The sequence below is a fragment of the Mesorhizobium oxytropidicola genome (assembly GCF_056174625.1).
In genome coordinates, this window is the sequence record NZ_CM149692.1 from 574130 (window position 1) to 586750 (window position 12621).

A 12621-nucleotide genomic window follows, 5' to 3' on the forward strand; every position below is an offset into this window, starting at 1 on the left:
CACCCCCGAGCAATACCGGGTTATGCTATTATAATATCCCTAGGAGTCGGGCAAGCGGCCGCGTCGCCCCGCGCGATCATTCCGCCGGCGCTCCAGCCACGTTCTTGCGGGCCGCATCGATCATCAGCCGCCGGGCGCGGAACACACCCCATTGCTGGTCGACCAGCACGCCGATGAGGATGACGCCGCCCATCACCGCGAAGTTGAGGGAGGACGGGATGCCGAGCAGATTGACGAGGTTCTGCAACTCCTGCAGCAGCACGGTGCCGAGGATGACGCCGATCAGCGAGCCCTCGCCGCCGCGCAGCGAGAAGCCGCCGAGCACCGCCGCGGCAATGGCGTAGAGTTCATAGAACTGGCCGTGGCTGGCCGGTGAGATCGAGCGCGTGTACATGGCGAAATAGATCGCCGACAGCGCTGTCAGCACGCCGCAGATGACATAAGCGGCCATGACGATACGGCCGGTGCGGATGCCCGAATATTTCGCCGCCTCCTCATTCTTGCCGATGGCGTAGAGATAGCGTCCGAATACCGAACGGTGCAGCACAACCCACATGACGATGGCGATGACGATCAGCGCGATGAAGCTATTTGGCACGCCATAGGAACGGCCCGCGGTGAGGAATTCGAGCTCGGGAAAATTCTGGCCGAAGGCGAAGCCGGCGGTGCCGTCGGCGGTGTAGAAGCGGGCGACGCCGCGATAGATCAGGAGGCCGCAGAGCGTCACCACGAAGGGCTGCAATTTCAACCTTGTGATCAGCCAGCCATGCACCAGGCCAATGATGGCGCCGAGCGCGATGATCAGCACGAAGGCCAGCGGCCAGTCGAGCTCGCGCACGGCGATGAAGTCGATGAACAGCGTGCCCAGCAGCGCCACCACCGAGCCGACCGACAGTTCGATGCCGCCGGTGATGATGACGAAGGCCTGGCCGATCGACAGGATGCCGAACAGGCCGATCAGGTTCGAGGTGTTGGCGAGGTTGATCGGCAGCAGGAAGCGCGGATTGATGATCGCAACGATGGCCCCGACCACCAGGATCAGGATCAACAGGCCGAGATCTTTCTTGCTCATCGTCTTCTCCCCAATGCCTGCCTGAGCAGGTTGCGCGGTCTCGCGACCCCGGCGCAAAAACTATTTCGGCTGCTTGCCCACCGCCAGCAGCAGCACGTTTTCCTGGCTGAACTTGTCCTTGTCGAGAATGCCCGAGATCTGGCCCTCATGCATGACGGCGATGCGGTCGGACACGCCGATCACCTCCTCCATGTCGCTGGAAATCATCAGCACGGCGACGCCGGCATCGGCCAGCGCCCGCATCAGCCCATAGATTTCCGCCTTGGCGCCGATGTCGATGCCGCGCGTCGGCTCGTCGAGGATCATCACCTTGGGGTTCATGGCCAGCCACTTGCCGAGCACGACCTTCTGCTGGTTGCCGCCCGACAGCGTGCCGGTGCGCGTCTGCACCGATGGCGCCTTGATGCCGAGATCTTTCTTCTGTTTCTCGGCGGTTGCCGCTTCGGCGCTTGTCGAGACCAGCGAGCGCCTGGCATGCGCCGGCAGATTGGGCAGCGAAATGTTCTGGGCGATCGACAGGTCGAGCAGGATGCCGGTCAGCTTGCGGTCTTCCGGCACCAGGAAAATGCCACGCGCGACGGCGTCGGCCGCGCAGCTGAGCGCAAGCGGCTTGCCGTCGAGCTCGAGCGTGCCGCCGAGGCTGCCGTCAATGCCGAAGAAGACGCGTGCCAGTTCGGTGCGGCCGGAACCGACCAGACCGGCAAGGCCGAGGATTTCGCCGCGCCTGACGTCGAGATCGACCGGCCGGCTGGGATAGGTGGGGGTGCGGACGGCTTTGGCGGCAAGTGCCGTGGCGCCGGGCGCGCGCGCGGACTCGGAGGCTTTTTCGCGCTCCTTCAGCATGCGGCCGATCATCAGCTTGACCATCTGGTCGTGGTGGATGTCGCGCTTGGCCAACGTGCCGGCCAGCATGCCATCGCGCAGCACGACGACGCGGTCGGCGACGCGCTCGACCTCGTGCAAGCGGTGCGAAATGAAGATGACGCTGATGCCGTCAGCCTTCAGCGCCTTGATGACGTCGAGCAATTTGTCGGTCTCGGCGATCGGCAGGCTCGATGTCGGTTCGTCGAGGATGACCAGCCTTGCCTTGATCGACAGCGCCTTGGCGATCTCGACCATCTGCTGCTGGGCGAGCGACAGGGCGGCGACCTGCGTGTCGGCGGAGAAATTGGCGCCGACGCGCTTCAAGAGCGGCGCCACCATTTCCCGCAACTTGGTGCGGTCGACGAGCTTGAGCGGCCCGGCGCGCAGCGGCTCGCGGCCGAAGAAGATGTTGGCGGCGACGTCGAGATTTTCGAACAGGTTGAGTTCCTGGTGGACGAAGGCGATGCCCGAGCCCAGGCTGCCTTCGACGCTCAGCCCCTTATGGGCGGTACCGTCGACCGTGATCGTGCCGGTGTCCGGCGTGGTGACGCCGCCAAGGATCTTCATCAGGGTCGACTTGCCGGCGCCATTCTCGCCGACGAGGCCGATGACCTCGCCCGGTCTCACCTCCATGGAGAAACCATCCAGCGCGACGACGCCCGGATAGGTCTTGCGCACGTTCTCGAGGCTGAGGAACGGTGTGGTCGCTGCGATGGATGTATCGGAATAGTTCATCATGCCTGACAGCAGTTAGCGGGCCAATCCCAAGGCATGATCTTTTCCGAAAACCGGTTCCCACTTTTCGGGATCATGCTTACGGCTTCCGGCAGACTGACGGTCCCCGAAGGGTTCGTCAATGCGCGCAGCCGGCTCAAGCGGAGTTGAGCCGGCTGAACTGCCTGTGGTCTTACTTTCCGGCCATCGCCTTCAGATTGGCGGCATAGGCGTCGACGTCGTCCTTGCCGATGATCTTGGTCGGGATGATGATGAGGTTGCCGGCCGGGATGCCCGACTTGTCGCCCTTGAGATAGGCGGCCATCAGCTTCATGCCCTGATAGGCCCATTCGAAGGGCTGCTGCACGACGGTGGCGGCAATGGTGCCTTCCTTGACGCCGCCCAGCGTGATCGGATCGTCATCGAAACCGACAACCGTGATCGAGCCGAGCTTGCCGGCATCGCGCAGCGCTTCATAGATGCGCGGCGTGTTGTAGGAATAGAAGCCGACCATGCAGGTGACGTCGGGGCTGGCGACCAGCGCGTCCTCGACATTCTTCTTGGCGCGCGCCTGGTCGATATCGTCGCCGCGCACGTCGACCAGTTCGATCTTGGTGCCGGCCAGGCCATCCTTCATGCCCTGGATGCGCTCCTTGGCATTGTCGGCGCCGAGCAGGCCGACGAAGCCGAGGCATTTTCCGCCATTAGGCATCGCCTTCTTGGCGATTTCGGCCGCCTGCTTGCCGGCATCGACGTTGGACGAGCCGATATAGGCGACACGCTTGGTCTGCGGCGCGTCACTGTCGGTGGTGAACAACGCGGTTTCCGAGGCGATCTTGTTCAGGCCATCGGTCGAGGTCTTCGGGTCAACGGCGGACACCATGATGCCCTTGACGCCGGCCGTCACCAGATCGTCCATCAGCCGCTGCTGGATGGCAACCGAGGATTGTTCCGGATATTTGAGCTCCAGCGTGTAGCCGGGCAGTTCAGTCTGTGCCTTCTTGACGCCGGCTTCGGCCGCTTTCCAGAAATCGGAAGCGCCGTTAACGACGAAGGCCAGCGTGGGCTTGTCGTCGGCGCGCGCGATGGCCGTCGCCGTCAGGCCGACAACCAGGGCCGTCGGCGGCCACGGATGCACTACGTATCAAGGATTTCATGTTCAACCTCCCTTTTTTGGTTCAGCCGTCGGGCTGACCCGTCTTGCTCACTAAAATTGCCTGCTCACCTGAATTTGCCGTTTGCGGCTTGGATACCCCCTCCTCCTCAGGGTTTCCCGGCACTGAAGAATGGCGTCGTTCCAGCCACGGTCACGGACTTTAGAGACTCATCTCTCGTTCGTAAATAGTCCGATTTGTCTGACATATCACATATCTGCTATAAGGCTCGCGGAGGCAATATCCGCTCACCATCGGACCATTCACGATCACTCCCGCCGCCCCGGAACCCCAATGGCCGGACACGACGGATTGACGTTACAGCGCATCTTTGTATTAGTAAACAGTATTAGTTCCAAGCCGATATCCGAGCACATCGTGGCGACTCCGCTGCCGATGTGCCGACGCGCCTATGTCTTGGCTGCACGGCGACCAAAGCCTTGGCATCCCTGCTTTCCCTGGACATCCGGAGCTTGATGATCGATGGACCACGCGGCGACTAATATATATAAACGATGCGACAGTTTCTATAAATCAACGCCACCGCGCCATCTTGTCGAGCCGGCAGGCTGCCGCTAGACAGGCTGGGGACTGGGGACACGAATGCCATGAGCGAGACGACGGATCCGGCCAGCGAGACGGCGAGGCGCCGCAAGGCACCGGCCAAGCCCAAGGGGCGGGTCACCATGACCGATATCGCCCGGGCCGCCGGCTGTTCGCAGGCGACCGTGTCCTTCGTGCTCAACAATTCGCCAGGGATAAAGCTGTCGCAGCAGACCCGCGAGCGGGTGATCGAGGCCGCACGGGCGCTGGGCTACAGCGCGCCCGCCTTCTCGGCGCTGCGCAAGCCGGTTGCCGCCTTCGACGGACTGGACGGGGTGATCGGCTTTGCCGTCGACCAGCTGGCGACCAGCCCGGAGGCGGTGGTGGCCATCGAAGGCGCGCGCCAGGCCTCGTGGAATGCCGGCAACGTGCTTCTGGTGGCGCAGACCATGGGCGACGCCGTGATGGAGCCGCGCGCCATACAGGCGCTGACAAGGCGGGGCATTTCGGCGCTGATCTACATGACCATCTTCACCCGCGAGATCACCGCGCCCGATTTCCTCTACAGCCTCGACATTCCGGTGATCCTGCTCAATTGCTACACGGCCGACTACGCCTTCCCCGCCGTGGTGCCCTCCGAGATCGCCGGCGGCCAGAGCTCGACAAGGCACCTGATCAGCCACGGCCACCGCCGCATCGCCACCATCACCGGCGAGCCGTGGATGCAGGCGGCGCAGGACCGGCTGAAAGGCTACCGCCGCGCACTCGCCACCGCCGACATCCCCTTCGACGCGGAGCTGGTCGTCGAGGGCGACTGGTCGGCCAGTGCCGGCTATGCCGCGACCGTCAAGCTGCTGGCGCTAAAGGACCGGCCGACCGCCATCTTCTGCCAGAACGACCGCACCGCGATCGGCTGCTACGAGGCGCTGAAGGAAGCCGGCCTGCACATCCCGCAGGACATTTCGGTCGTCGGCTACGACGACGAGGAAATCGCCCGGCATTTGTTCCCGCCGCTGACCACCTCGATCCTGCCGCATATGGCGATGGGCCAATGGGCGATCGAACAGCTCGAGGCGCCGACGGCGCCCGGGCAGGGACGCTACCCCATCACCAAGCTGGAATGCCCGCTGGTGGAGCGGGACAGTGTGCGCGCGGTGGCGGGCGGTTGAGGCAAGGCGGCTGAGCCATCCCGTCGCGCGGGAGCGGCGGCTTTCTTTCGACGGCCGCCAAAGTCATCGTCATTCCAGCATATCGCCGGCCAGTATGCGGCCGGGCAATTGTCGTTCATACTCGGACCATGACGCGTCCGGGCTTGCGCTGTGTGCAGGTATGTGCGGCTTTGCTGGCCGCGAGCTGCCCGCGCGCCGAAGCTGGCGGGATCTTCGAAGCCGGCGCCTACTCCTTCTCCGACGAACGCGGCGGCTTCCAGATTCTGTCGGCCACGGGCACTGGCACCCGCGCCGACCCGATCGTGGTCACCGAAGAACTGGACACCGCCGACCCGGTGACGCTGACCATCCGTGCGGCGCGGCCGATCCAGCCCTTCGGATCGTCGGGCAACTACGCGACCGGCTTTCTGCCGCTGAAGATCGTCGCCCGCAACAACAGCGGCGACGCCTGGATCGAATTCGGCTTCGAACTGCAATCGATCCTGAACGTGCCGAGCGACTATGGCGACGGGCTGTCCTTCGACCAGGCACAGCGCGTGGACAACATGATCAAGTCCGACAGCTTCGCCGAATTCAAACGCGACTTCGAACCCTATGACCGGCTGCTGTTCAGCAAAGGCAAGGTCGACCCGCTGGAAAGTGCGTCGTTTTCGTTCCTGGTGACTGACTTTTCGCCGAAGGACCGGTTTTACCTGGTGGAGGAGCCGAGGGTGCCTTCGACGTAGGGGGGGGTGATACCGCCGCAGGACCGCCAGCTCGCCATCTTCTGCCAGAACGACCGCACCGCGATCGGCTGCTAGGAGGCGCTCAAGGAAGCCGGCCTGCACATTCCGCAGGACATTTCGGTCGTCGGCTACAACGACGAGGAAATCGCCCGCCACCTCTTCCCGCCGCTGACCACCTCGATTCTGCCGCATATGGTGATGGGCCAATGGGCGATCGAACAGCTCGAAGCGCCGACGGCGCCCGGGCGCGGGCGCGGGCGCTATCCGATCACGAAGCTCGAGTGCCCGCTGGTGGGGCGCGGGTCGGTAAGGGCGGTGGCAGTGTGACCGGACACACGGCGGGCACATCGACGCACGCGAGGCTGTCTGTTTCGGCGCAGAATCAGAACTGCGACTGAGTAACTTGGGATAGCTCGACCCTAGCCGACAGCCAGCATTCGCCCCGATTGAGTTCAGATTGATTCCGGGAACACTGCCACTTTAGCGTGTTCGACAAGTTCAAGGGCCTGGCGTCTTCTTGACAACGTTTCATGGTACTCCTGAGCCTCGATATCCTTGAAGAATGCGGCATTGGGAGCCAGGCGCTTCACGGCCGCCTCCACCTCATCAAGGGACGCTCTAAAGAACTCCTTCCGATAGTTCTGCGCATTTACACGTGTAGGCTCGAACTCTCCATGAAGTGCGCGCTCCAAGGTCGGCGCATCGTCCCTATAGATAATCGCGTGGGTATCGAAAACAAATGGCACGCTTGCGTCGCCTAACTCGCGGACGCGATCCAACGGATCTAATCTCCGTGTGAGGCCGATCTTCACAATGTCACCGCCGAAGGAGCCGATGTTGGAGATTATGTAGACGTAACCTGATCGCGTTTTCTCAGCCATTGCTTTGGCTCTTTCAACCTTGGCATGCGCTGCTGCAAGATCTCGTTCGAGCAGCTTGATTTGATCGGCAAAGGCGTCGAGCTTTGGTCCTACGATGCTCGCCGCCTCAGTCTTAGCTTTGTCGAGCAGGCTCTGGTAACGCTGCTCTTCTTCCTGGGCTTGCTCCATGTCACGTATTAGTCGCTGCTCCTCCCGCGCGAGACGCGCAGCTTCCGCCCTCTCTTCCTTTTCAGCCCTCAGCTTCTCTCTGTGCTCGTGGCTGAGGTAGAGCTCCTTTAGCTTTAACCGAACGAAGTCGTTGGTCACGAAAATTGAATTCGACGCGTTGTGTTTGTCGATTTGAGCTTGAGCATTCAAAATGCGCTTCTCCATTGCATTCACGTTGTTCCAGCGAGTGTTTGCAATCGCTGCATCGCATTCATTGTTAAACGCCCTCAGCGTGAGGCGGATGTTGCGACGGGTCATCGTTTGACCTTTCGCTGCGCTTCCATCGACAGACCACTTGGTGGTACAAATCACGGCGCCTTCAGCAGATATCATAGCCTTCTGCTGTTCTCGTGCCGTCACGATCGCAGATTTGTATTCCTCACTGTCTGTGAAATCGAAATGCGGCTCATAGACGCCCATCTCGGCAAACGCCAACTTGTTGTCGAAGACAGCAACCTCTTTCAGCAGTCGATCATAGATCCACTTTCTGTCCAAGTAATCGGAACGCAAATTTGCTATCCGATTTTCTTGAAACTGGACATCTCCCGTCAGGCGTTTTACCTCGGCTTCCATGTCGAGTATCGGCTTATATCTTGTTTCGAGCCTGTGAGCGTGCTCCGCAAGCAAAGTTGCGTTTTCAAGTGCGCTCCTGCGTTCAATTTTGGCTCGAAATATTAGCCAAATGACAATAGCTATTAGGCCTGGGGAGATGGCGGCTGCGGTCAGTATGACGTATATGAGCATCTTGATAACATTCCCCTCGGTTACGTGGATCTGTTTTCCGGAGTCTAAAATATGCCTCGGTTCAGCACCCAGTTTGGTTTATCCAATCAGCAGGCATCTCTCGACTTCGTAGACATTGAACTGTCTTTGGACACCCGCCTGTATTTGGATCCTTATGCGATCGAAATCCGCGACGATCAGTGGTCTACGTCGTGTGGGGACCATATACGCTCGTTTTTCAATGAGGTACTTGCCGCGCTGCGCGCGGACAATAATGGCCGAGCTATGCACCTGCTTGGCAATCTTCATGAGCCGAACGAGACACGGCTTGGCCAGTCGCGGGGCAGACCACAGGGGCGAGGTGTAGGCGACCACAAAGCACGTGAGTTGCTCGCGCTCTGGCGAGAAGCCGCGCATTCACGTCAGGCGTTCTGTCCGACATTGCGGAAGCGGAGTTATTTATCGAAGGCGTGGGGCCAGACACAATTTCAGACCTCACAACAAACATCCTCAGAGGTGTTCTGGCCGAATATACCGCCGATCAATGCGCGCTACATTCGGTCCCAACTAGTGGAGTCAATAGCATCGGCCCAGCTTGGAACATTCAGAGGTCCCGATGGGAATCACAGACTTTTCAGCTTCCTGTGTTTCAAGGGCGCCCTATATTGCTGGTCCCCAAATTCAGCGTTAGGCACGGAATGTCCCTCGACAGCCAAGAATTCTACAATCATCACATGATAGAGTTTCTCCGGGCCGAGAATCTTCAAAGAGGCACGGGCCTTGTCCACACGTTCAAGAACGGCCGTAAGGAAGTCTTTAAAAGTTCCGTGAAGGAAATTCACCCGTTCATTAAAGATGACCTTGCAACCTTTGTTAGAAATCACCCCGAGATATTGGATTCTTACAAGGAATTGAAGGGCGCACAAGGTGCACCAGAGATCGGTGACATTGAGAAGTTCTTTGATGAACAGGCTTTCGCACAGGTCCTGATAGATCGCCTTGCCAAGATTGCCCCGGGAAATTCCACCGCCGGCGAGTACCATTCGATCGCCCTTGGTATCTGTACGTTCCTATTCCACCCTGGCCTCATTTATCCGGTCAAAGAACAAGAACTTCATAGTGGACGAAAGCGCATCGATATTAAGTTTACTAATGCTGGCGAGAGGGGATTTTTCCAAAGGATACTCGAATCACCACAGACTCGGGCTATAAGCGTGGCTGTCGAATGTAAGAATTACACTAAAGAGATGAATAATCCTGAGCTTGATCAGATTGCCGGCAGGTTCGGCCATCAGCGGGGCTTCTTAGGATTTTTGCTTTGCCGGTCGATGGACGATCGGGGGCGTATCATTGCTAGGTGCCGAGACACCGCCAATGACGGTCGCGGGTACATCATCGTATTCGACGACAGCGATCTTATTCACATGCTTCAAAGCGTTGCAGCAAATCGAAGAAGCACGATTGATCGATACTTGAATGACCGGTTTGGCGAGATCACGCATTAGTCGCACTTAGGGAGCGCTGGCGCACCCGACAGGATTCGACCCTGTGACCTCTACCTTCGGAGGGCAGCGCTTTGTCCAGCTGAGGGCGCTTCCCGGCGATGCGTAGCATACAACATTGAGCCGGCATCAAGGCAACAAGCTGGCGCGTTTCATAGCCGCAGACGATCGCATAAGCGACATGGCGAGCATATTATAGCCGGGACAGGGTTGCCGACCCTATCAAGATCTCCGGCAAGAGGCTGTCTAATTGATCTTAACGTAGTAAAATACGGCCACGTTGACCGGGCGGGTTTCTTTGTCACCCCCGCCGTTGACTACAACTTGGTGGAAATGGGCTGGCACTTGCTGCGGTTTGCCAGCGGTAATAACCGGATAATCGCGGCCACCGGCACTGTACCTGTCGACCCCGCTAGGATTTGCAGCACTCGGAAGTGTTAGCGGTAGATCCGCCGAGGTAAGGCCGGTAAAGGGAATTTCGGGAAGAGCAGTACTGTACTCCTCCACATCTCCAGGCTCGCGCGGACCTGTGGTCGGTATCCCACGAAGAAACATACGCAATAAGTTCGGCACCGGCTTTCCGCCGGTTAGCACTGCGAATCTCGTGCCGGTAACCTCTCGTCCATCGGACAATATCCACGTTCGTTTGGTTAGCGCGTCACCTTCGACCTCGCCCATTGCCTCTGCAAATTGCGCGGGACGAAGGTATGAGGCCACAATTGTACCTACCGGCAGTTCGCTGCTTTGTCGTTTAGCATCCTTCAACGCCGCTTCCAGGGCGTCGGTACGCTTAGCCATTTCGGCAAAACAGTCTGTCAGAGCCTTCGCAAATGGCCCATTACCGCTAAGGTCCGGCGGACAGGAAGATGTTTGCGCCCAAACAGAACGTTCGGACACCAAGACAAACAACATCACGAGAAGTGGCAGTGTTCGAGGTTTCATTTGCAACCTTTCGCGATCGCTACGTCTAACGTGCAAGCAGTTGAGCACAATGAAAAGTTGATCTTGTCACAGACAGCATCTCTAAGCCCGCCTGCATTGCCAGCAACGGCACCAATGGCAGCCAAGAGCGCGCCGATAGCTACAATGAGTCTAGTCCATCTCTGAACGAACTTCGTAGCGTACTCAATTATCGATTTGGGGCCTTGGCCTTGATCTCTCTCACGCTGGCCATCGGCGGCTTGGCCTTGATCCGTCGCCCCGCTCGTTTTCTCACCTGCTCCAGCCCGTGCCAGGGGCCGCTCCGAAATCCTACCTGCGCCAATTCGCGATCCGAGCAGGGCATCGTGGAAATCCTGCCTTTCCGATCCGGTGATGTTCGGTGCGGCTCTGCCCTGATATTTCTGGATTAGCGCTTCTGCTCGTTCGACAATCACGTCGCCAATAAGCCTCCCATCAGGAGTCCGCGCGTCAGGGCGAGACAGCACAAACTGGCAAAGCGAATCAACTCGTACCCTAAGACTGCCTAATCGGCCAGTGCTCGGATTCGGTAAGCCAAGCGCGAGAATGAAATCGTCGAGCCCTTGTGCCTTTAGGGCCTTTAAGATCGGTGCCGCCGCGATCAATACCTCCCGACTGTTCGGCACAAATCCCCCCTACCTCCAGCCAGCCCAAGCTTATTAGTAGAGAGCAATATATCACAGCATCACAGAAGCAGGCAAAGATCCAGTGCGAGCCGTCCTACTCGCTATTCATTTGTCCACTTCTCGACGGAGCGAGGCCACTCACACGGCTTCTTGAAAACCTGTGGTTACTGGCGCACCCGACAGGATTCGAACCTGTGACCTCTGCCTTCGGAGGGCAGCGCTCTATCCAGCTGAGCTACGGGTGCTTCCCGGGGAAACCGGAAAACGAACCAGCCGGTGAACCGGCAAGTCACGGCTTCTTAGCGGAAGCCGGCGCGGGCATCAACGGGCAATTGGCGATTGTGCGGCGTCCGGTGGGGTCGCTGGTCCTCTGAGGGTGCGCTTGTTGGATATGGCGCTCCCCCTCTCCGTCTCGGCTTCGCCGAGCCACCTCTCCCCCACTCCCGTGGGGGCGAGGAACCCAAGCGTCACTCCCCCACCTCATTCTTCACCGTCCGCCGCCCGCGCACGGCCCGCTTCACCTTCTTCGTACCCGCCAGCTCGTTCATCGCATCGAGCTGCATCTGCTGCATCTCGGCCAGGCGCGTCCATTGGCGGGAGATGAGGTAGTCGAGTTTTTCGTGCAGATGGCGCACTTCGAGCTCGGCCTTGAGGTTGACGCGGTATTCGTTGAAGGAGCGCAGGCGGTCTTTCACCTCCTGGCGCTTCTGGCTCATCATGATGACCGGCGCCTGGATGGCGGCGATGCAGGAAAGCAGGAGGTTGAGCAGGATGAAGGGGTAGGGGTCGAAGGCGCCGCCCATGCCCTCGAACAGGTTGATGCCGATCCAGACCAGGAGCACGGTGGCAAACGAAATCAGGAACCACCAGCTGCCGCCGAAGGCGGCCATGTTGTCGGAGACGCGGTCGGGGAAGGTGCGGTGCTCCTCGAATTCTTCTTCCGAATTTTCGGAAATCGTGTCCTGCCTGGCGATCGATTCCACCACCTGGCGGTCGAGTTCGGAGAATTCGCCGTGCTCCTGCTGCAGCAACTCCTCCATGTAGCGCATGCGGTAGCGGCCGAGCTCCTCGCGGCTGATGCGGGCGCCCCTGGGCAGGTCCGGATGGTCGGAGCGGATGCGGTCGGCAAGGCTCGGGCGCAGCGTGTCGATGCGCACCAGGTCGCGCTTGTGGAATTTGCGGCCGGAGATCGCCGACGGTTTTTTCTTCGGCTTTATGCGCGAAGCGCCGGGGCCGGAGGGTTCGGAGTCAGGCACTTCGGGCGTGTCGAAATGCTCGTCGGAAACCTCGTGCAAATCCTCCGGCGTGATCGGCGCCTCGAAATATTCGCTGCCGCTGTCGTGCTCATTGTCCGCCGCCTGCTGATCGGATGCCTTGGGGACGGTGCTCATGGTGCGGGCTCCTGCTGTGGCGCTGCTGTATCTGAGGATACGCCAAGGCGACGGGGCATATCCACTGTCGGATTGCGCTGCCTATGCCAT

The 12621-nt window shown here is 59.8% G+C and carries 8 protein-coding genes, 1 tRNA gene and 2 pseudogenes; 4 read left to right on the forward strand and 7 right to left on the reverse strand.

Translation table 11 applies throughout. From position 1 onward, the window contains the following. Positions 1–76: 76 nt before the first annotated feature. From AC0V8S_RS02720 to AC0V8S_RS02730, 3 genes and pseudogenes are all read right to left on the reverse strand, one after another. On the reverse strand, positions 77–1072 hold the full coding sequence (locus AC0V8S_RS02720; RefSeq protein ID WP_095203065.1) for an ABC transporter permease: 996 nt from the start codon (positions 1070–1072) through the stop codon (positions 77–79). Between the two features lie 60 nt (positions 1073–1132). Continuing rightward, positions 1133–2671: a sugar ABC transporter ATP-binding protein gene (locus AC0V8S_RS02725; RefSeq protein WP_475438560.1), complete on the reverse strand. Its 1539-nt coding sequence runs from the start codon at positions 2669–2671 to the stop codon at positions 1133–1135. 172 nt (positions 2672–2843) lie between these two features. Then, positions 2844–3807 (reverse strand): annotated as a pseudogene (locus AC0V8S_RS02730) (sugar-binding protein). A 605-nt stretch (positions 3808–4412) separates the two neighbouring features. Here AC0V8S_RS02730 and AC0V8S_RS02735 point away from each other — a divergent pair. The 3 genes and pseudogenes from AC0V8S_RS02735 to AC0V8S_RS02745 all read left to right on the forward strand — a co-directional run. After that, positions 4413–5516, forward strand: a complete 1104-nt coding sequence (locus tag AC0V8S_RS02735; RefSeq protein WP_475436746.1) for a LacI family DNA-binding transcriptional regulator — start codon at positions 4413–4415, stop codon at positions 5514–5516. Positions 5517–5644: 128 nt separating this feature from the next. Further along, positions 5645–6241, forward strand: coding sequence for a hypothetical protein (locus AC0V8S_RS02740; RefSeq protein WP_475436747.1), 597 nt, complete (start codon positions 5645–5647; stop codon positions 6239–6241). A gap of 18 nt (positions 6242–6259) precedes the next feature. Then, positions 6260–6568, forward strand: a pseudogene (locus AC0V8S_RS02745) (substrate-binding domain-containing protein); the annotation flags it as partial. Positions 6569–6693: 125 nt separating this feature from the next. Here the strand turns inward: AC0V8S_RS02745 and AC0V8S_RS02750 are convergent. Further along, on the reverse strand, positions 6694–8073 hold the full coding sequence (locus AC0V8S_RS02750) for an SNIPE associated domain-containing protein (protein ID WP_475436748.1): 1380 nt from the start codon (positions 8071–8073) through the stop codon (positions 6694–6696). Between the two features lie 677 nt (positions 8074–8750). Between AC0V8S_RS02750 and AC0V8S_RS02755 the strand changes: the two genes are divergently transcribed. Further along, the gene (locus AC0V8S_RS02755) at positions 8751–9557 is read left to right on the forward strand and encodes a hypothetical protein (protein ID WP_475436749.1); all 807 of its coding nucleotides are present in this window, start codon (positions 8751–8753) and stop codon (positions 9555–9557) included. A 243-nt stretch (positions 9558–9800) separates the two neighbouring features. On the opposite strand, the gene AC0V8S_RS02760 is transcribed toward AC0V8S_RS02755, so the two are convergent. The 3 genes from AC0V8S_RS02760 to AC0V8S_RS02770 form a co-directional block, all read right to left on the reverse strand. Beyond that, positions 9801–10496, reverse strand: coding sequence for a hypothetical protein (locus tag AC0V8S_RS02760; RefSeq protein WP_475436750.1), 696 nt, complete (start codon positions 10494–10496; stop codon positions 9801–9803). An 812-nt stretch (positions 10497–11308) separates the two neighbouring features. Next, positions 11309–11385, reverse strand: a tRNA-Arg gene (locus tag AC0V8S_RS02765). Between the two features lie 222 nt (positions 11386–11607). Then, a complete protein-coding gene (locus AC0V8S_RS02770) occupies positions 11608–12531 on the reverse strand; it encodes a DUF1003 domain-containing protein (protein WP_475436751.1) in 924 nt (307 codons plus the stop codon). Positions 12532–12621 lie beyond the last annotated feature (90 nt).

Coding starts and splice junctions, on each gene's coding strand:
- AC0V8S_RS02720 (WP_095203065.1), bottom strand. CDS start 1,072: ATGAGCAAGAAAGATCTCGGCCTGTTGATCCTGATCCTGGTGGTCGGG.
- AC0V8S_RS02725 (WP_475438560.1), bottom strand. CDS start 2,671: ATGAACTATTCCGATACATCCATCGCAGCGACCACACCGTTCCTCAGC.
- AC0V8S_RS02735 (WP_475436746.1), top strand. CDS start 4,413: ATGAGCGAGACGACGGATCCGGCCAGCGAGACGGCGAGGCGCCGCAAG.
- AC0V8S_RS02740 (WP_475436747.1), top strand. CDS start 5,645: ATGACGCGTCCGGGCTTGCGCTGTGTGCAGGTATGTGCGGCTTTGCTG.
- AC0V8S_RS02750 (WP_475436748.1), bottom strand. CDS start 8,073: ATGCTCATATACGTCATACTGACCGCAGCCGCCATCTCCCCAGGCCTA.
- AC0V8S_RS02755 (WP_475436749.1), top strand. CDS start 8,751: ATGTCCCTCGACAGCCAAGAATTCTACAATCATCACATGATAGAGTTT.
- AC0V8S_RS02760 (WP_475436750.1), bottom strand. CDS start 10,496: ATGAAACCTCGAACACTGCCACTTCTCGTGATGTTGTTTGTCTTGGTG.
- AC0V8S_RS02770 (WP_475436751.1), bottom strand. CDS start 12,531: ATGAGCACCGTCCCCAAGGCATCCGATCAGCAGGCGGCGGACAATGAG.